General features: G+C 35.9%; 19 protein-coding genes. 15 read left to right on the plus strand and 4 right to left on the minus strand.

The features are described from left to right. The first annotated feature begins 29 nt into the window (after nucleotides 1-29). Nucleotides 30-743: a biotin--[acetyl-CoA-carboxylase] ligase gene (locus H6W52_RS17620; protein WP_116099424.1), complete on the plus strand. Its 714-nt coding sequence runs from the start codon at nucleotides 30-32 to the stop codon at nucleotides 741-743. Here the strand turns inward: H6W52_RS17620 and H6W52_RS17625 are convergent. Genes H6W52_RS17625 through H6W52_RS17640 form a run of 4 tightly spaced genes read right to left on the minus strand, consistent with a single transcriptional unit; the run spans nucleotide 737 to nucleotide 4,102 of the window. After that, nucleotides 737-1,849, minus strand: coding sequence for an LptF/LptG family permease (locus tag H6W52_RS17625; protein WP_116099425.1), 1,113 nt, complete (start codon nucleotides 1,847-1,849; stop codon nucleotides 737-739). The two genes, H6W52_RS17620 and H6W52_RS17625, sit on opposite strands and share 7 nt — an antisense overlap. A 22-nt stretch (nucleotides 1,850-1,871) precedes the next feature. After that, complete coding sequence (gene tgt / locus H6W52_RS17630; protein ID WP_116099426.1) at nucleotides 1,872-3,005, minus strand: tRNA guanosine(34) transglycosylase Tgt; 1,134 nt, start codon at nucleotides 3,003-3,005, stop codon at nucleotides 1,872-1,874. Between the two features lie 6 nt (nucleotides 3,006-3,011). Beyond that, complete coding sequence (locus H6W52_RS17635; protein ID WP_116099450.1) at nucleotides 3,012-3,389, minus strand: DUF4296 domain-containing protein; 378 nt, start codon at nucleotides 3,387-3,389, stop codon at nucleotides 3,012-3,014. After that, nucleotides 3,386-4,102 (minus strand): polyprenol monophosphomannose synthase, encoded by a 717-nt coding sequence (locus tag H6W52_RS17640; RefSeq protein WP_087708623.1) that lies wholly within the window; start codon nucleotides 4,100-4,102, stop codon nucleotides 3,386-3,388. The genes H6W52_RS17635 and H6W52_RS17640 overlap by 4 nt, the downstream gene beginning before the upstream one ends. Nucleotides 4,103-4,177: 75 nt before the next feature. On the opposite strand from H6W52_RS17640, the gene H6W52_RS17645 reads away from it, so the two are divergent. The 14 genes from H6W52_RS17645 (at nucleotide 4,178) to H6W52_RS17710 (ending at nucleotide 18,230) form a co-directional block, all read left to right on the plus strand. Next, nucleotides 4,178-4,846, plus strand: a complete 669-nt coding sequence (locus tag H6W52_RS17645; RefSeq protein WP_116099427.1) for a DUF4271 domain-containing protein — start codon at nucleotides 4,178-4,180, stop codon at nucleotides 4,844-4,846. 12 nt (nucleotides 4,847-4,858) lie between these two features. Next, nucleotides 4,859-5,599, plus strand: a complete 741-nt coding sequence (locus H6W52_RS17650; protein ID WP_076391975.1) for a uroporphyrinogen-III synthase — start codon at nucleotides 4,859-4,861, stop codon at nucleotides 5,597-5,599. A gap of 88 nt (nucleotides 5,600-5,687) precedes the next feature. Then, nucleotides 5,688-7,733 carry a S9 family peptidase gene (locus H6W52_RS17655; RefSeq protein ID WP_116099428.1) on the plus strand — a complete coding sequence of 682 codons (2,046 nt, stop codon included), beginning with the start codon at nucleotides 5,688-5,690 and terminating at the stop codon, nucleotides 7,731-7,733. A 57-nt stretch (nucleotides 7,734-7,790) separates the two neighbouring features. After that, the gene (locus H6W52_RS17660) at nucleotides 7,791-8,132 is read left to right on the plus strand and encodes a hypothetical protein (RefSeq protein WP_116099429.1); all 342 of its coding nucleotides are present in this window, start codon (nucleotides 7,791-7,793) and stop codon (nucleotides 8,130-8,132) included. A 209-nt stretch (nucleotides 8,133-8,341) separates the two neighbouring features. Then, a complete protein-coding gene (locus H6W52_RS17665) occupies nucleotides 8,342-9,889 on the plus strand; it encodes a sensor histidine kinase (RefSeq protein WP_116099430.1) in 1,548 nt (515 codons plus the stop codon). A gap of 85 nt (nucleotides 9,890-9,974) precedes the next feature. Further along, a complete protein-coding gene (locus H6W52_RS17670; protein WP_027380477.1) occupies nucleotides 9,975-10,661 on the plus strand; it encodes a response regulator transcription factor in 687 nt (228 codons plus the stop codon). Between the two features lie 68 nt (nucleotides 10,662-10,729). Continuing rightward, entirely contained in the window at nucleotides 10,730-11,377 is a 648-nt protein-coding gene (locus H6W52_RS17675) for a hypothetical protein (RefSeq protein WP_116099431.1), read from the plus strand. A gap of 22 nt (nucleotides 11,378-11,399) precedes the next feature. Next, nucleotides 11,400-11,768 (plus strand): hypothetical protein, encoded by a 369-nt coding sequence (locus tag H6W52_RS17680; protein ID WP_116099432.1) that lies wholly within the window; start codon nucleotides 11,400-11,402, stop codon nucleotides 11,766-11,768. 110 nt (nucleotides 11,769-11,878) lie between these two features. Next, nucleotides 11,879-14,566: a TonB-dependent receptor domain-containing protein gene (locus H6W52_RS17685; protein WP_116099433.1), complete on the plus strand. Its 2,688-nt coding sequence runs from the start codon at nucleotides 11,879-11,881 to the stop codon at nucleotides 14,564-14,566. A 355-nt stretch (nucleotides 14,567-14,921) separates the two neighbouring features. Next, complete coding sequence (locus H6W52_RS17690; RefSeq protein ID WP_116099434.1) at nucleotides 14,922-15,392, plus strand: N-acetyltransferase; 471 nt, start codon at nucleotides 14,922-14,924, stop codon at nucleotides 15,390-15,392. Then, the gene (locus tag H6W52_RS17695) at nucleotides 15,376-15,909 is read left to right on the plus strand and encodes a hypothetical protein (RefSeq protein WP_116099435.1); all 534 of its coding nucleotides are present in this window, start codon (nucleotides 15,376-15,378) and stop codon (nucleotides 15,907-15,909) included. Before H6W52_RS17690 ends, H6W52_RS17695 begins: the two co-directional genes overlap by 17 nt. A gap of 65 nt (nucleotides 15,910-15,974) precedes the next feature. After that, nucleotides 15,975-16,841, plus strand: a complete 867-nt coding sequence (locus H6W52_RS17700; protein WP_116099436.1) for a helix-turn-helix domain-containing protein — start codon at nucleotides 15,975-15,977, stop codon at nucleotides 16,839-16,841. A 79-nt stretch (nucleotides 16,842-16,920) separates the two neighbouring features. Beyond that, nucleotides 16,921-17,340, plus strand: coding sequence for an OsmC family protein (locus H6W52_RS17705; protein WP_116099437.1), 420 nt, complete (start codon nucleotides 16,921-16,923; stop codon nucleotides 17,338-17,340). A 284-nt stretch (nucleotides 17,341-17,624) separates the two neighbouring features. Beyond that, nucleotides 17,625-18,230 carry a TetR/AcrR family transcriptional regulator gene (locus H6W52_RS17710; protein ID WP_116099438.1) on the plus strand — a complete coding sequence of 202 codons (606 nt, stop codon included), beginning with the start codon at nucleotides 17,625-17,627 and terminating at the stop codon, nucleotides 18,228-18,230. Nucleotides 18,231-18,233 lie beyond the last annotated feature (3 nt).

The raw sequence follows: 18,233 nt of genomic DNA on the forward strand, positions 1-18,233 counted from the left end.
AGCCTTTTAAAGTCTTAAAGTTTTCTTAAATGAGTGCACTGTTTTATCTGAAAGAATGTTCTTCTACTAATGACGAAATATCTAAGTTTTTACTTTACGGAGATTCAGATTTTATTGCAGTTCATACATTCAATCAGACGAAAGGTCGCGGACAGTACGGAAATACATGGTCTTCAACGGCTGAAAAAAATTTGGCGTATACTCTTGCTGTAAAGGCTGAAAACTTTACAGTCTCGGATTTTATGTTCAATTATTATACCGCAATTGCAATACGGGATTTCCTTGCCAATTTGACTGACTGTGGCGTGAAAATAAAATGGCCGAACGATATGATTCTTAAAGGTAAAAAAATCGTCGGAATCCTTATTGAAAAGAAAAAATTTAATCATAATCAATATTTCATCGTAGGAGCAGGATTTAATATTCTTCAGGAAAAATTTGAAATTTCCAATGCAGGATCGCTTTTAACGCAGACCGGAAGAAATTTTAACCTGAATAATTTTACGATAAAACTTCATGATTTTTTAACCGAAAAACTGAAAAATATTCCTTCGGAAGAGGAAATTCTCAAGCTTTTCAATGCAAACCTGTTCCGCAAAGACGAAATATCTGTTTTCGAAATTGAAAAAACGCGCCAAAATGGCATCATCAAAAAGGCTGACGAAAAAGGTGAACTCTGGATTGATCTTGAAAATGACGGACTACAGTCTTTCTATCACAAAGAGGTAAAATTACTTTACTGATTGGCTCTTTTAATGTAAAGAAAAGCAGCAAGCGGGAAAAAGATTATATTGGGAAGCCACATCGCCAAAGCCGGCGAAATACTTTTATTTTCCGAAACCACTTTTAAAGCCTCAAAGGAAAATACGAAAACAAAGGCTAAAGAAATACCCAGAGCTAAGTTAATCCCCAATCCGCCTCGTTTTTTCTGCGAAGAAAGTGAGAGCGCCAGAAAGGTAAGAATAACGATAGAAAAAGGCATTGAGGTTCTCTGATGAAGCTCGTTTAAGTGCGCATTTAAGTTGCTGTTTCCCTTTTCGGTTTCTCTTTTAATAAATTTTATCAGTTCCGGTGTTGTTTTATTCTGCCCTAAAAGTTCATTTGGGAAAAGTTCTTCCGGATCATGACCGTATTTTTTCTTCAGATCGAAACCGCTGGACAACTTTTCTGTATCGTCTTTATTGATGGTTTTTTCCGTATAGGAATTCAGGACAAATTCTTTTTTGTCTTTATCCCACGAAACATCGGAAGCCTTCAGCTCGTACGCCATTCTTCTGTCCTTATCAAACTTCTGATAGACGAATCCTGAACCTCTTTTGTCTTTTTTATTCCATGAATTGATAAAGATATATTCGGTTTTGCTTAATTGCGCAGAAACCGGAGCCGTCCCTAAAACTTTCTCTTTATTGGTTGCATTGTAAGTATAGGCTTCAAGCTGGTTTTTCTGAATATTCGCCCACGGAAGCAGAAAGTGATTGATTCCCAACGATAAAACAGCAATAAACAACGACGTAAGCAGATACGGTCTTGCAAACCTGTGAAAACTCGCTCCACTGCTGATGACGGCAACAATCTCGGTATTGTTTGCCATTCTTGAGGTGAAATAAATCACCGAAATAAAGACGAGAATCGAAAGAAACGTCATCACCAGATTCACAATCCAGAAAGGATAAAAGTGAATCAGGAAATAGGTAACGTTAAGTTTTGGGTCTAATGCTGTTGCATTTTCAATTCTTGGAATTTTCTGCTGAACATCGATCACCAAAACAACAATAGACAGCAATATCAGCATGAAACTGAATGTTCCAAGGTATTTTCTAACGATATATCGGTCTATTATTTTAAGCATTTTACTGCGTTTTTATTTTTAATTATAATCTCTGACGAAGAATTGGAACCACCGAATTTTTCCACTGATAGAAATCTCCTGCCATAATATGCTCTCTTGCCACTTTTACCAGATCCAGATAAAAAGCTAAATTATGGATGGAAGCAATCTGTTTTGCCAGATATTCTTTAGAAACAAACAAATGTCTTACATACGCTTTAGAATATTCTCTGTCTACGAAACTTGTTCCAAATTCGTCCAGAGGCGAAAAATCTTTCTTCCACTTTTCATTTTTCATGTTCATTACCCCTTTCCAAGTGAAAAGCATTGCGTTTCTGGCATTTCTTGTCGGCATCACACAATCCATCATATCGATTCCCAAACCGATGGATTCCAGGATATTCCACGGAGTTCCCACTCCCATTAAATATCTCGGTTTTTCTTTTGGCAGAATATCGGTAACCTCATCTGTAATTCTGTACATTTCCTCTTCAGGTTCGCCTACGGAAAGACCGCCAATTGCGTTTCCTTCAGCACCCGCTTCCGCAATGACTTCTGCGGAAATTTTTCTTAAATCTGAAAAAGTAGATCCCTGAACAATGGGGAAAAGCCTTTGCTTGTGACCGTACAACTCAGGATTGTTTTCCGTCCATTCAATACATCTTTTTAACCAACGGTGTGTAAGTTCCATTGATGTTTTTGCCTGATTGTATTCGCACGGATACGCCACACATTCATCAAAAGCCATAAAAATATCGGCTCCGATCTGTCTCTGGATCTCCATGGATTTTTCGGGAGAAAACATATGGTAACTTCCGTCGATGTGAGATTTGAATCGGGCTCCTTCTTCAGACATTTTTCTGCTGCTTGCAAGCGAAAACACCTGAAAACCTCCCGAATCCGTAAGAATCGGCAGATCCCAGTTCATGAATTTATGCAAACCTCCTGCTTTCTGCATGACTTCCATTCCCGGACGAAGGTATAAATGATAAGTATTTCCCAGTATAATCTGAGCTTTGATATCTTCTTTTAATTCTCTCTGATGAACGGTTTTTACACTTGCAACGGTTCCTACAGGCATAAAAATAGGCGTCTGAATCGTACCGTGATCTGTGGTAAGTTCTCCGGCTCTTGCCTTTCTCTCAGAGGTTTTTTCTATATTAAAAAACTTTTGCATCTTAAATTATCTCGATAAAGCAGGAGGATTCTGAAGATTTCCTGTTTTATTTTTTTTATCCTTTACATACTGATCCGCTTTCGGATCTTTCTCTAATATTATTTTCTGGGCATCATCTGCAATACCGCTCATCTCTTCCTTCACAACATAATATTTGAAGCTTTCCACAAAATCCTGAGATTTTACGTTGTGCGTTTTCAGGATATATCTTGTTCCTGCCTCCAGATTTGTGTTGGGATACATGAAAGTCGCCTGATCGTTGATGGAAAGATCAGCCATAATTTCTGCCATCTGATCTTTCGGGATCAGATTTTTAGGCTTATCGATGTAGTCTCCGCATGAAAACAGACACATCAGAACGAAAATGAAGATCAGCTTTTTCATAATCTGTTGATGATGGATTTCCATTTTAAATTTAAAACTCCAAAAACGGCTTCATGAATGATACCGCCATTCATTTTGCTTTCTCCCAGAATTCTGTTTGTAAAAATAATAGGAACTTCTACAATTCTGAATCCTTTTTTAAAAGCCCTGAATTTCATTTCGATCTGAAATCCGTATCCTTTTAATTTTACGTTGTCCAAACCAATTTCTTCCAGCACCTTTCTTGAAAAGCAGACAAAACCTGCCGTGGTATCATGAATCGGAAGTCCTAAAACAAACCGCACATATTTTGAAGCGAAATAAGACAGCAAAACGCGTCCCATTGGCCAGTTTACCACATTTACTCCTTTGGAATACCGGGAACCGATTGCCATATCTGCGTTTAAACAGGCTTCATACAGTTTAGGAAGATCATTCGGGTTGTGAGAAAAATCGGCATCCATTTCGAAAATATAGTCATACTTGTTTTCGATTGCCCATTTAAAACCATGAATGTATGCTTTTCCCAAACCATCTTTCACTTTTCGTACCGAAAGATGAAGATAGTGCGGAAATTTTTTCTGTAAATCCTTCACCAGATCCGCCGTTCCATCAGGAGACGAGTCATCCACTACCAAAATATGAAAGTCATCTTCCAATGCAAAAACTGCGGAAATAATATTTTCAATATTTTCCTTTTCGTTGTAAGTCGGAATTATGACCAGTTTTTTCATTTCAGTTTGCAAAGATAGTTTATTTAACCTTTTTATTTTATACAAAATAATCTATAATTTTGCAAAAAAATTCCGTTGCCGTTATCACAAACATTTATAAATCATGTAAGAATACCTGAAAATAACGATTGGGTAATCTTTATATTGCTGGGCTGTATCTTTTTATACCTTTTTATGATGAACGTTGTAGAAAGAGAAGCCAACCTGAAAGACTTTCTGCTTCAAAAATATTTTGATGCCAGTAACAACCTTCCGAGCTGGGTAATCACTTCCTGTGTTATCACTCTTACGCTTTCGGTTTTAATCTCACAGTATATTCCTGTTGTTCCTAAATTTGTTGCTGATCTTCAGGTTTTGGGATATCAGCTTAATAAATTCGGATTCTGTTTAATTGCAGTTATTCTTTTTTATGCAGTAAAATCAACTTTAGGATTTTTATTTTTCCAAAGCATTGGTGACGGAAAAAAATGGACTGTTTTTTATTTTACCTCTACAAAATTTTATTTTATCCTGTCTTTTTTGTTAATAATTTTATGTGTAACCCACTATTATTTCCCGATCGACAGAAATAAAATGTTTTTATATTACATTTTCTTTTTCTCTTTTGTATTCATTTTCAAGGTGTTTTTCTATTTATTTCATAAGAACAACATTTTACCCGAGAAATGGTATTATAAATTTTTGTATATTTGCACGCTCCAAATCGCACCCGTTTTGTTGCTTTGGAAACTATTGTTTTTTTAATAACTGTCAATGATGAGAATAAAGTCTATATTGGTTTCTCAACCAGCGCCAAGTGAGTCGTCTCCGTACCTGGAAATTGCAAAGAAGGAAAAGATAAAGATTGATTTCCGCCCTTTCATCCACGTCGAAGGAGTTGACAATAAAGAGCTTAGAACACAAAAGATCGATCTTACACAATATACCGGAATTATTTTCACGAGTAAAAATGCGATCGACCATTACTTCAGATTAGCTGAAGAGCTTCGTTTTTCGGTTCCTGATACGATGAGATACATCTGTCAGTCGGAAGCCATTGCGAATTATCTTCAAAAGCATATTGTATACAGAAAAAGAAAGATCAGCTTCGGGGAAAAGAATTTCTCGGACCTTCTTCCACTGTTTAAAAAATTCCCGAGCGAAAAATATCTTTTGCCCTCATCAGATGTTTTAAGTCCGGATATTACCAAAACAATGGAGGCTTCTAATGTAGACTGGAAAAGAGCCATCATGTACAGAACGGTTTGCAGCGATCTTACAGACATTAATGTAAAAGATTATGATATGCTGATCTTCTTCAGTCCGCAGGGAATAAAGTCTTTACAGCAGAATTTTCCGGATTTCAAACAGGAAGAAACAAAAATCGGCGTTTTTGGCGCAACCACTTCAGCAGCAGCAGAAGAAGCAGGGCTGAAAGTAGATTTAATGGCTCCTACAAAGGAAACTCCGTCCATGACGATGGCTTTGGAAAAGTATATTAAAGCGCTACACAAGTAAGTTTTAATACAAAAATATACAGGAACCGTCTTTTCTTACCGGAAAGATGGTTTTTTTTTAACTAAATTTGAACAAGAATTAATATTGAATGGAAGCTCCAAAGGCAAAAAAAATAGAAAAAATACTTGAAACACACGGTGATAAAAGGATTGACCCCTATTTCTGGCTCAATGAAAGAGAAAATCCGGAAGTGATACAATATCTTGAAGAAGAAAATGCATATGCAGATTTCATCATGAAGGATACAGAGTCTTTTCAGGAAGAACTTTTTGAGGAAATGAAAGCCCGTTATAAAAAAGATGACGAATCTTTACCTTATTTTTTTAACGAATACTGGTACATCGTTCGTTACGAAGAGGGAAAAGAATATCCTATTTTCTGCAGAAAATACCAAAGTCTCGAAAACGAAGAAGAAATTATTCTGGACGTTAATATTTTGGCAGAAGGTGAAAGTTATTTTGAAGTCGGAAATGTTGCTGTTTCTCCAAACAACCAATTGGCTTCATTTTCAACGGACAATGTGAGCCGAAGAATCTACACCATTAAATTTAAAAATTTACAGAACGGAGAAATTCTTCCTGATAAAATTGAAAACACTACAGGAAAAGCAGTCTGGGCAAATGATAACGAACATATTTTCTACATCAGAAAAGATGAAAGTTTAAGAGCTTTTCAGGTGTACAGACACAAACTGGGGACAGATTCTTCGGATGATGTGCTGATTTTCCATGAAGAGGATGACACCTTCGATGTAAATGTTTTCAAAACCAAATCTCTGGAATATATTTTCATTGCCAGTTCGAGTACCATTTCGGATGAGCACAGATTTATTCCTTCGGATGATGTTTTCGCAGACTGGACGATTATTCAGCCCAGAATAGATGATCTGGAATATTCGGTTGAGCATTACGAAGATGAATTCTACATCATTACCAACGCAGACGATGCTTTTAATTTCAAAATTGTAAAGACAAAGATTAATAACTGCGGAATGGAAAACTGGGTGGATGTTATTCCGCACCGTCCGGAAGTTCTGCTGGAAGGTTTTGAGATCTTTAAAAACTATCTGGTTCTTGAGGAAAGAGAACAAGGTCTGTTACAGATTAAGATCATTGACGAAAAAACGCAGGAATCGCATTATCTGCCGTTTTCAGATCCTACTTATACCGCTTACATCGGAGTAAATCTGGAATTTGATACGGAAGTTCTACGTTACGGCTACACTTCTCTTACACAGCCAAGTTCCACCTACGAATATAATATGAAGGAAAAAACCACAAAGCTTCTGAAACAGCAGGAAGTTTTGGGCGGAAAATTCTTTGCCGAAAATTATATTTCTGAAAGAATCTGGGCAGATTCAAGAGACGGAGAAACCAAAGTTCCTATTTCTCTGGTCTACCATAAAGACACCCCAAAATCTGCGGATACACCTTTACTTCTGTACGGCTACGGAAGTTACGGACATACCGTTGATGCAAGTTTTTCGAACGTGAGACTTTCTATTTTAGACAGAGGTTTTATTTACGCGATTGCCCACATCCGAGGCGGAGAATATCTGGGAAGAGAATGGTATGAAGACGGAAAAATGCTGTTCAAGAAAAATACATTCTTCGATTTTATTGATGCCGGAAAATTTTTAATTAAAGAAAATTATACTTCTTCAAAGCACTTGTACGCCATGGGCGGAAGCGCAGGAGGACTATTGGTGGGAGCGGTAATGAATTATGAACCTTCACTGTTTAACGGAATTGTAGCACAGGTTCCTTTTGTGGACGTTGTAACGACCATGCTGGACGAAACCATCCCTTTAACGACAGGAGAATACGACGAATGGGGAAATCCGAATGACGAAGAATATTATCATTATATGAAAGAATATTCGCCGTACGATAATGTAGAAGCTAAAGATTACCCAAATCTTTTGATTACCACCGGATTGCACGATTCGCAGGTACAATATTGGGAGCCTGCAAAATGGACGGCAAAACTGAGAGAGCTGAAAACGGATGACAATATCCTGATTTTCAAAACAGACATGAGCGCAGGTCACGGCGGAGCGAGCGGAAGATTTGAATCTTTGAAAGAAGATGCTTTGGAATATGCTTTCCTGATGAAGCTGGAAGGCAAAATATAGGGATTATGTTTATTTTCCCGAAAAAACAGAATAAACAATAAAAAGAATTGATATATAATGAACGAAGCGGAACTATGGCAAAAAATAGAGCAATTCTTTATTGAAAATTTCGATACGGAAAAAAATGCTCCGATAGAAACCTACCTTTTCCTGATCGGACTTCAGGAACTGGGAAGCGGACAGCAGAAATATACAAAAGATGATAAGGTGAATTTAATCCACATTGCAGTGTGCAGATTACTGGAGCCTTTCGGATATTATAAATTTTCGCATTACGATGATGATGGATATCCACACTTTGATAAGCTGGAAGATCTTCCGGAACTGAAACCGAACGAACAGCAGCTTTTAATGAAGAAAGCAATTATTCAGTATTTTCAGGATGAGGAAATATTTTAGTGATAAAAAAAGGAAAGTACATTTTACTTTCCTTTTTTATTTTAATGCACAGCGGTTGTTATAATAAAAAATTAAAAATTTATAAAAAAATGTTAAATAACGCGTTTTTAAGAAAAATTACACAATTTATTGGCGCGTTTTTTGTTTATCAAGTCATAAAATAATTAATTTTAACACTCATTATTTCAAAATCGATTAAAATAAAGTAAATGAATAATAAGTTCATCCCAATAATTTCGGTGTTTATGACAATTTCACTGATTGTCTTTGTTACGCTCCAGTTTTATTGGCTGAAAAATTATTACGGTGCACTGGAACAGGAGTTTTCCAATAAAGTGTATTCCGCATTGGAAAGCACTTCCAAAAACATGGAAGAAATTGAAGTAGATAAATATTTAAATATTGACAATAAAGATTTCAGAAACAATATTTTAGCAAACAGCGATCAACCTACGTTAACGACGATTCAGCAGGTAGAAGATTCCGGAACGCAGAGACAGATTATTTACTCTAAAAATATTATTGAAAAAAGTCAGCTTCCGATTTCCAAACAGGGAGATTCCATCAAGCTTACAAAATTATATTCTGACGAAGCTGCTTATAAAATAAAAAGAGATACGACTAATCGGGAAATCCTTACCGCAGACATTAATCAGGATCTGGAGAATGGAGATTATGCGATGAAGGAATATGCGAAGATTATAGGAAATAATTTACCAATCAGCAAAAGAGTTGATGCAAAAATTTTAGATTCTGTTATTACCAAAGAATTAAAAATCAGAGGAATCAGCGCGAAATTTGGTTACGGAATTATTGATAAGAATAATAATCTCACCAAAGTTTTCAATAAAGATTATAAGGAGAAAAAAGACAATAATACATATAGTTATCCGCTTTTTACGGATCAGAAAGAAAGAACACTTTACAGTCTCGCTCTGGTATTTCCAAAGAAAGATTATTCTTTAGCCATGAACAACTGGCCGATGCTTTTGGGAACTTTTCTTTCTCTGCTTACCATTTTGGGAATTTATATTATTTCCATTAATTATATGATGAGGCAGAAAAAACTGGCGGAAGTAAAGACAGATTTCATCAACAATATGTCTCACGAGTTCAAAACTCCTCTGGCAACGATTTCCGTGGCAACAGACTCTTTGGCGAATGATAAGATTGCAACCAATCCGGAAAAGGTAAAATACTACTCGGAACTGATTAAGCAGGAAAATCTGAGGATGAAAAAGCAGGTGGAAAACGTTCTGAATATGTCTAAACTTGAGCGTAATGAGGTAAAATTATTCCTGAAGGAAACCAATGTAAGAGAACTCATCAGAAGAACAGCGGAATCTTTCAGCCTTATTGTAAAGCAGAGAAACGGTACACTGAGAGAAGAATTTAATGCAACGAATTATAATTTTAAAATTGATGAATTTCACATCTCGAACATGCTGGTAAACCTTTTGGACAACGCCAATAAATATTCTCCGGAAACGCCTGAAATCTCTATTAAAACAAGAAACGAAGGGCATTTTTATGTAATTGAAGTTTCGGATAAAGGAATGGGAATGGAAACCCAGAATAAAACGAAAATTTTCGAAAAATTCTTCAGGGAAGAAACAGGAAATATTCATAATGTGAAAGGACAGGGTTTAGGACTTTCCTATGTTAAAAAGATTGTGGAACTCCATAAAGGACAGATTATTGTAGATTCACAAAAAGGAAAAGGAAGTACATTTACAATAAAGCTTCCGATGGCATAGATAAAAATTTAACCAATAAACAAATATTAGAAAAGAGGAGAATGACTTGTTCATTCAAAATTATTAACGATTAATAGTTAAAACTATGAGCAACAGAATATTATTAGTAGAAGACGACCAGAGTTTTGGGGCAGTGCTGAAGGATTATTTAACGATAAATAACTTCGAAGTTACTCTTGCTACAGACGGAGAACAGGGGTTGAAAGAATTTACAGAAAACGAATTCGATATCTGTATTTTCGACGTGATGATGCCTAAAAAAGACGGTTTTTCATTAGCAGAAGACGTAAAAAAAATAGATAAAAATACACCGATCATTTTCTTAACCGCAAGAAATATGAGAGAGGATATCTTAAAAGGATATCAGTTGGGAGCAGATGATTACATTACAAAACCATTTGATACCGAGCTTCTTTTATATAAAATTAAAGCAATTCTTCAGAGAAGTTCCACCTTAGAAAATGAAGAGCAGGAACAGTTCAAGATCAGCAATATTTTCTTTGATTCTATGCTGAGACAACTGAGAGTTGGCGATAACGAATACAAGCTTTCTCCAAAAGAAAACGAACTGTTGAAGCTTCTTTGCATCCACAGAAACGATTTCATGCCGAGAGACTTAGCATTGAGAAAGATATGGAAGAAAGAAAACTATTTTACAGCAAGAAGTATGGACGTTTATATTGCTAAACTTCGTAAGCTTCTGAAAGACGACGAAGGACTGGAAATCATCAACGTACACGGAGAAGGATTCAGACTTTTAGTTAAGAATTAATTCTAAAATATCACTATTATTATAAAATTGGCAAAGCATTTAAAAATGTTTTGCTAATTTTGTTTTATATGAAAAATACATTGTTAGGCATACTTGCCATTTCTATATTTACTGTATCGTGTAAGAAAGATGAGAGAGCTACTTATCTTAAAGAAGAAGCCGGAGTTCAGCAAGCTCCTGTAGCGGTTAATCAGACTCCTAAAGCCTCTATTCTGGATCAGGCGGGAATTAAAACAACAACAGGATCGGGAACGTCAACCGTCACTTCTCCCGGAATGAATCCGCCACACGGTCAACCCGGCCACAGATGCGATATCCCGGTCGGACAGCCATTAAATTCTGCTCCTGCACAACCTCAACAGGGAACTCAGAATGTTGCGGTAAATGCTCCGCAGGGACAGACCATTCAGATTGATCCGAATTCTTTACAACCCGGAAAATTTGCCGTAGACCAAAGCGGAAAAGCAAAAACCGTAAAAACTCCGAAAGGGATGAATCCGCCTCACGGAGAACCGGGACATCGATGCGACATTCCGGTAGGACAACCTTTGAACAGTAAACCGGCTCCGGTTCAGCAGCCTGTACAGCAAAATATCGCACAAAACGCTCCGGCTCCGGCTCCGACACCTGCTCCAACAGGTCCGAAACCGGCAGTAAATCCTCCGCATGGAGAGCCTTGGCATGACTGTGCGAAGAAAGTTGGAGAGCCATTGTAAGAAATTTTGTACTTTTGTAGTAATGAAATTTTTTCAGATCATCTTAATTATTTTCTGCTTGGGAATTTTTTTAGTTCCTAAAGACAGTTTCTATGCACAGAATATGCAGGAAAACTGTTGCAAAAAAGATGCTGAAATGAGCTGCTGTAAAAAAGATCATTCTCAAAATTCCGAAAACAATCATCACAAAAAAGAACAGAAATCAAATTGTAACGACGATTGCTGCTCAACGTGTTTAGCCTGTTATACTTTTATAGAAACTCCTTTTTCAAAGAGTTTACAGTTAGAATATTCGTATTACAAATCGAATAAAAATTCACAGTTCGAATATTCTGATCCTTATCTTTCAAGCCGTTTAAAAGAAATCTGGCAGCCGCCGAAAATAGCTTAATTAAAAATAATGTTACTAAACATCGGTTGACCGGCATCACAATGACTGGTTACCGACCTGATGTTTATATTGCAGCATTCAAGCTTTAATTAATCTAAATTTTAAACAAAATGAAATTATATATTTCCAGGATTATTCTTGGTGTATTCTTATTATCCGTACAATGTATTTTTGCCCAGAATCTTTCAAAAAACCAGTTCAAAGTAAAAGGAAACTGTGAAATGTGCAAAGAAAGAATCGAAAATACCGCTAAGAAAGCAGGTGCAAAAAAAGCAATCTATTCAATTGATTTACAGACATTAACCATTGAAACAGACAACAATGCTTCTTCTGATGAAATCTTAAAAAAAATCGCCGAAGCAGGTCATGACAATGAAAAATTCAAAGCCTCTGCTGAAACGTATGAAGCTCTTCCGGGATGTTGTCATTACACCAGAGATTTACAACCGCAAACCATTGAAAATCATGAAAATCATGCTAAAAAAGAGAATGAATTTTATGTAAAAGGCAATTGCGAATCCTGCAAAGTAAGAATTGAAAAAGCGGCAAAAGATGCCGGAGCAGATTCCGCAGAATGGAATGCCGAAAGACAAATTGTAACGCTGAATTTTGATCCGAATAAAACATCATCAGACAAAATTTTAAAGAAAATTGCGGAAGTTGGTCATGATAACGAGAAGTATAAATCCAGCGATAATACCTATAAAAACCTGCCTTCCTGTTGTCTGTATGACAGAGAAACTCCTTTTGGAGAAGCAAATCCGAAAGTTCATGCGGAAGAAGGAAATCCTTCGGAACACACCGACCACAGTGATCATGAAGAAGCGGGTGAAAATCACGGCAGTCATGAAAAAAATATTGAAGGCGTTACGGTAACCGGATCAAAAGCAGCAACGTCTTTAAACAAAAAAGAAGCAGGACTTATTTTTAATATTGATAAAAAAGAACTCCTGAAAGCAGCCTGCTGTAACCTTTCTGAAAGTTTTGAAACCAACGCAACGGTTGATGTTTCTTTCAGCAATGCCGTTACAGGGACAAAACAACTGAAAATGTTAGGTTTAGACCAAAAATATACAAGCTTAACAAAAGAATTACTTCCCGAAATCCGCGGATTGGCTTCCGCTTACGGACTGAGTTTCATTCCCGGACGATGGATTGAAAGCATTCAGCTTACCAAAGGCGGAAGTACCGTAACGAACGGTTATGAAAGCATTACAGGACAAATTAATACAGAATTGCTGAAAAATGCAGAAAAGCCGGAAACTTCACTGAATTTATTTTCAGATTTTAACGGAAGAGCAGAAGCCAATATCACCAGTGTTTCACCCATCAACAAAAAATGGTCGCAGACATTTTTACTGCATGGAAACGGAACTTTCGGAGATACTGATATGAATGATGACGGATTTCTGGACAGACCGAAAGGAACTCAATTAAACGCAGCTTATTTATTGAATTACAACGATTTGGAGAACTCAGGATTGGGTTCGCATTTTGGAATTAATTTCATCAAAGACGAAAGAACTTCGGGACAGATCGGATTCGATAAAAAAGTGCCACAGGAAAAGCAGTCGCTGTACGGAGTTGGAATTGACATCTCCAGATTTCAGGTCTGGAATAAAACAGGCTATGTTTTTAAAGGAAAACCTTATCAGAGTCTGGGCTGGATGAACCAGTACACTTTTCATCAGCAGGACAGCTTTTTCGGACTGAGAAATTATTCCGGAAAGCAGCAGACGTATTATTCCAATTTAATTTTTGAAAGTATTTTGGGAAATACCAATCATAAATACAAAGCCGGAGCAAGCTTCATGTATGATGGATATGACGAAACATACTTAACCTCAACGATCAAAAGAAACGAGATTGTTCCGGGAGCTTTTGCGGAATATACTTTAACGGGTTTAAAGTACACCTTAGTTGCCGGAGCAAGAGTAGACTTTCATAATCTTGCCGGAACACAGTTCACTCCGAGATTGAATTTTAAATATGATTTTACCCCGCAGACGATTTTGAGACTTTCCGCAGGAAGAGGATTCAGAACAGCCAATATTTTTGCCGAAAGTCAGCAGTATTTTGCATCCAACCGATCGATTCAGGTATTGCAGAACGGAGGGAATATTTACGGTTTAAGACCTGAAATTGCCTGGAATTATGGAGCCAGTTTACAGCAGGAATTCAAACTTTTCGGAAGAAAATCTACCGTTGTTGCTGATTTTTTCAGAACGGATTTTCAGAATCAGGTGATGGTGGATCTGGACCGGTCTCCTCAACAATTAACTTTCTATAATCTTGAGGGAAAGTCTTTCGCAAATTCTTTCCAGACTCAGTGGGATTTCATTCCTTTCAGAAATTTTGAGGTGAGACTGGCTTACAAATATTACGATGTTCAGGCAGATTATCTGGATGGAAGACGTGAAGTTCCTTTCATGGCGAAACACAGAGGTTTTGTGAATTTTGCCTATTCTACCAACAAAAACAGCAAAGGTGGATTCTGGAGTTTCGACACCACACTGAATGCAGTCGGAAAACAGAGGCTTCCCAATACTTCATCGAATCCTGCAGAGTTTCAGCTTCCTTCCTATTCCGAATCCTATGCGGTTTTAAATGCACAGATTTCAAGGAATTTCAATAAGAAAATCAGGGCGTATTTAGGAGGAGAAAATTTAACTTCCTATTATCAGAAAAATGCCATTGTTGATGTTAAAAATCCTTTCGGAAATTATTTTGACGGCGGAATGGTGTATGCTCCGATCATGAAAGCTAATTTTTATGTGGGACTGGATGTTACTTTTTAAGTTTGAGAGTTTGAGGGTTTTTGAGTTATTGAGTTTGAGTTGTAAGCTGAAAACCAGAATTAATATTATTTGCAATGAGTTTAAATTATTAAGATTTCTGTTAAGGAGTTTAGAATATTAAGATGAGCTTCGCATTTTTAGTTTTATCCTTATTAAAATCAATTTGATTTTCTAAACTAAACTTAACAACTTAAATCCTCTTAATTGTTCAGAAAATTCAGCAATTAAATGTATATTATTAAGCATGGTTTCAATAATTTAATAGTGTTGGAATCATGCTTTTTATTTAATATTGATATAAAAAACGGAACAAAAAAGTTTGCACAATCTGGAAACTTTTTCGTATATTTATTACATGAATATTGTAGAGCTTTCGACAGGAGAAATTTTTCCGATAGAGATTCTGCCTTTAGAAAGCGCAGACTACAATTTATTAAACAAGGAAAGGTATTTCTTTAATTGGAAAGAAGAAAAAGAGCAAAATATTTGTAAACTCATCATTAAAAGGACAAAGGATATTTTAGGATTAATCTCTTTTGAAATTATTCCGGAAGAGTTAAGAGTTCACATCAGACTTCTTACTGTTTCAGCAGAAAATAAAGGAAAAAATAAAAAATATGACAAAATAGCAGGAAACTTAATTGCTTATGTTGCAAAAATTGCCGTAAAGGAATTTGGAGAGTTTGCCTGTGTTTCTCTAAAGCCTAAAACAGCTATATATCAACACTATATAGATAAATATAAAATGTACATTGCAGGGCAGTCACTATGTTTGGAAGTCCCTGAAATATTAGATATAATTAAAGAATATGAAGACGATCACTAATAAAAACAAAGTAAACGAAAATGCCGAGTATGGTGTCGATTCAAGATATACCGGCATTGAAGAAAGAAAAAAAGACTATAAAGCTATAGTAAAAGCCCGTTTGGAAAGAGCAAACAAACCTTCCAAAGAACAAATTATAAGAGCCAAACTTTTGCAATTAAAATTAAAGATGGATAGCTATCTTAAAGCTCCTGTATACGATCACCAAAACCATTTTACTGCATTTTTAGAAACATATATTGACACCATTTATTCAAAACGAAATGAATTTGCTAAAGATATAAATATCACTCCCATCTTACTAAGCCAGATCATTAATAATCATCGTGATGCCAATGAGGAATTCATCCTTAAACTTATCATACATTCTGAAAAAGTTTTTGAAAACCTTGGTAAATTTAATAAAACAATCTGGTACGAGATTTATTTTCAGGACAAGATATTTGCGACTATGTCTAATCAAAAAGAATGGCGTCCCAAAATAGAAAAACAGGTAAAGTTCAATGAAACTTTTTAATATTAAATTTACAGCATGATTATTTTAGATCATGCTTTTTTGTACATTTATAGGAAAGCAAAAGGATGTCGCAAACACTTATCTTTGAAGACCAGTACAAGAAACTGGGATTCGAAACTTTTTCCAAAAACAATCTGCACGATTTTAAAGACAACAAATACAAATCTGAAATTAAAATTTTCTATGTTCCTGCGGGATATGACTTGTCTGTGGATTTCAGACATTATAAAACAGAAAATCCGGCTTTATTTTTTCTGACGAATCAGCATCTGCAAATTGAAAATGGAAGCAACGAATCGCATCTGATCTACTATAACCGCGATTTTTATTGTATTCAGATTCATGATAAGGAAGTCGCCTGCGACGGACTGCTTTTTCATAACGTGTTTGAAATTCCTTTTGTTGAACTCGATGCCGAAGAAAATTCTGCAATTCAACATTTATTTCAAAACATTAAAAACGAACTGGAATGGAAAGATTCTTCCGCAGAGGAAATGATCCGAACCTACGTTAAACAAATCATCATTCGCGCCACCAGAAAATGGAAAAAGCAGAATCTGAATAATGATGAAATAAAAATTCCGGCGCACGAACTGGATATTTTCAGGGATTTCAGCCGTTTGCTTGAAGTTTATTTTCGGGAAAAACATAATGTGGCTGATTATGCAGAACTGCTTCATATTTCTCCAAAGACACTCACGCATAAATTCAAAAATCTGAATCTGGAATCTCCTAACCAGTTTATCATCAGCAGAATTTTATTGGAAGCCCAAAGGCTTTTATTTTATACCGATAAACCCGTAAAAGAAATCGCTTACGATCTGGGCTATGAAGATCCTGCTTATTTCAACCGTCTTTTCACGCAAAAAATCGGAAGTACTCCTGCAAATTTCAAAAAAAATTACAATTCGGGAAAAAAGTACAATAGTTAGTTCTTTTTGTGTATTTATCTGGAACGAAATCTGCAATACCTTTGTCACATCAAAATAACAATATTAAAACAAAAACATTATGAGACGTAACGCAACAGCCGTTTGGAACGGAACTATTAAAGAAGGAAAAGGACATCTTACCACACAAAGCACCACTTTAAACCAGACTCAGTATTCATTTAACAGCCGATTTGAAGACGGAGTGGGAACAAATCCTGAAGAATTACTGGCAGCGGCTCACGCAGGTTGTTTCACCATGAAATTAAGTGCAGAACTTTCTCAGGCAGGTTATACTCCGGAAGAATTAACGACAAAATCTGTTATTACTTTGGATCCAAGCGCAGGAAAAATTACAAAATCTGAATTAACGTTAACAGCTAAAGTTCCGGGAATTTCAGAAGAAGAATTCCAGAAATATGCAAAAATCGCGGAAGAAGGTTGTCCTGTAAGTGCAGCATTCAATTTCGAAATTACTTTGGAAGCTACTTTGGCGAAGTAAGAGTTTGAACGATTAAGATTTTAGTTAAGACTATTAAGCTCTTCACATAAATTATTTAAAATCTTAATATCAACATGAATAGGAACGGGCTTCAGCCCGTTTTTTCATTCAAAAAATAAACCATAAGGCTTTAGCCAAAATTTAAAAAATAAAATATTCAACTTAATTAATCTAAACTTCTTAAATAAAATCTTAATGGTTTAATATAGACGGATACATTTAATCTTATTATAAAATATACCGATTGGTATATTTTTGTATCTTTGCAGGAATTCAGCATAAAAATGTCAAAACCAGAAAAGACAAAACAATTCATCATTGAGAAAACCGCCTCTTTGTTTAATACCAAAGGCTATACCTCTACATCCCTTTCGGACATTACAAAAGCGACGGGTTTAACCAAAGGAAGCATTTACGGAAACTTTGAAAACAGAGATAAAGTGGCTCTTGAAGTATATCAGTTCAATGCAGGAATTCTTAAGAAAAATATGCAGAGATCTTTTGGTGAAGAATATCCTACGATGTCTGCCAAACTGTATGCTTTTATTGCATTTTACAGAAAAAACTGGAAAGTTGTCTTTCAACACGGGGGTTGTCCTTTAATGAATGCTGCCACAGAATGTAATGATTCCTTTCCGGAATTAAGAAAAAAGGTCCGTCATTCTTTTCAGGACTGGATAAAAATGATTTCAGATACTATCGGGGAAGGACAAAAAAACGGAGAATTTAAGCCTGAAATTAATGCGGAGGAATTTGCATCCTTATTCATCATGATGATTGAAGGCGGTATTCTTTTATCCAAAACCATAGAAGACGAAAAATATCTCAACATCGCCTTAGACAAAATCTTACAGGTTATCGACAAAGAAATTAAACAAAATATCTCATAATTC

The organism is Chryseobacterium sp. C2(2020), assembly GCF_014218915.1.
GTDB classification, from domain to species: Bacteria; Bacteroidota; Bacteroidia; order Flavobacteriales; family Weeksellaceae; genus Chryseobacterium; species Chryseobacterium mucoviscidosis.

Coding starts and splice junctions, on each gene's coding strand:
- H6W52_RS17620 (WP_116099424.1), top strand. CDS start 30: ATGAGTGCACTGTTTTATCTGAAAGAATGTTCTTCTACTAATGACGAA.
- H6W52_RS17625 (WP_116099425.1), bottom strand. CDS start 1,849: ATGCTTAAAATAATAGACCGATATATCGTTAGAAAATACCTTGGAACA.
- tgt (WP_116099426.1), bottom strand. CDS start 3,005: ATGCAAAAGTTTTTTAATATAGAAAAAACCTCTGAGAGAAAGGCAAGA.
- H6W52_RS17635 (WP_116099450.1), bottom strand. CDS start 3,389: ATGAAAAAGCTGATCTTCATTTTCGTTCTGATGTGTCTGTTTTCATGC.
- H6W52_RS17640 (WP_087708623.1), bottom strand. CDS start 4,102: ATGAAAAAACTGGTCATAATTCCGACTTACAACGAAAAGGAAAATATT.
- H6W52_RS17650 (WP_076391975.1), top strand. CDS start 4,859: ATGAGAATAAAGTCTATATTGGTTTCTCAACCAGCGCCAAGTGAGTCG.
- H6W52_RS17655 (WP_116099428.1), top strand. CDS start 5,688: ATGGAAGCTCCAAAGGCAAAAAAAATAGAAAAAATACTTGAAACACAC.
- H6W52_RS17660 (WP_116099429.1), top strand. CDS start 7,791: ATGAACGAAGCGGAACTATGGCAAAAAATAGAGCAATTCTTTATTGAA.
- H6W52_RS17665 (WP_116099430.1), top strand. CDS start 8,342: ATGAATAATAAGTTCATCCCAATAATTTCGGTGTTTATGACAATTTCA.
- H6W52_RS17670 (WP_027380477.1), top strand. CDS start 9,975: ATGAGCAACAGAATATTATTAGTAGAAGACGACCAGAGTTTTGGGGCA.
- H6W52_RS17675 (WP_116099431.1), top strand. CDS start 10,730: ATGAAAAATACATTGTTAGGCATACTTGCCATTTCTATATTTACTGTA.
- H6W52_RS17680 (WP_116099432.1), top strand. CDS start 11,400: ATGAAATTTTTTCAGATCATCTTAATTATTTTCTGCTTGGGAATTTTT.
- H6W52_RS17685 (WP_116099433.1), top strand. CDS start 11,879: ATGAAATTATATATTTCCAGGATTATTCTTGGTGTATTCTTATTATCC.
- H6W52_RS17690 (WP_116099434.1), top strand. CDS start 14,922: ATGAATATTGTAGAGCTTTCGACAGGAGAAATTTTTCCGATAGAGATT.
- H6W52_RS17695 (WP_116099435.1), top strand. CDS start 15,376: ATGAAGACGATCACTAATAAAAACAAAGTAAACGAAAATGCCGAGTAT.
- H6W52_RS17700 (WP_116099436.1), top strand. CDS start 15,975: ATGTCGCAAACACTTATCTTTGAAGACCAGTACAAGAAACTGGGATTC.
- H6W52_RS17705 (WP_116099437.1), top strand. CDS start 16,921: ATGAGACGTAACGCAACAGCCGTTTGGAACGGAACTATTAAAGAAGGA.
- H6W52_RS17710 (WP_116099438.1), top strand. CDS start 17,625: ATGTCAAAACCAGAAAAGACAAAACAATTCATCATTGAGAAAACCGCC.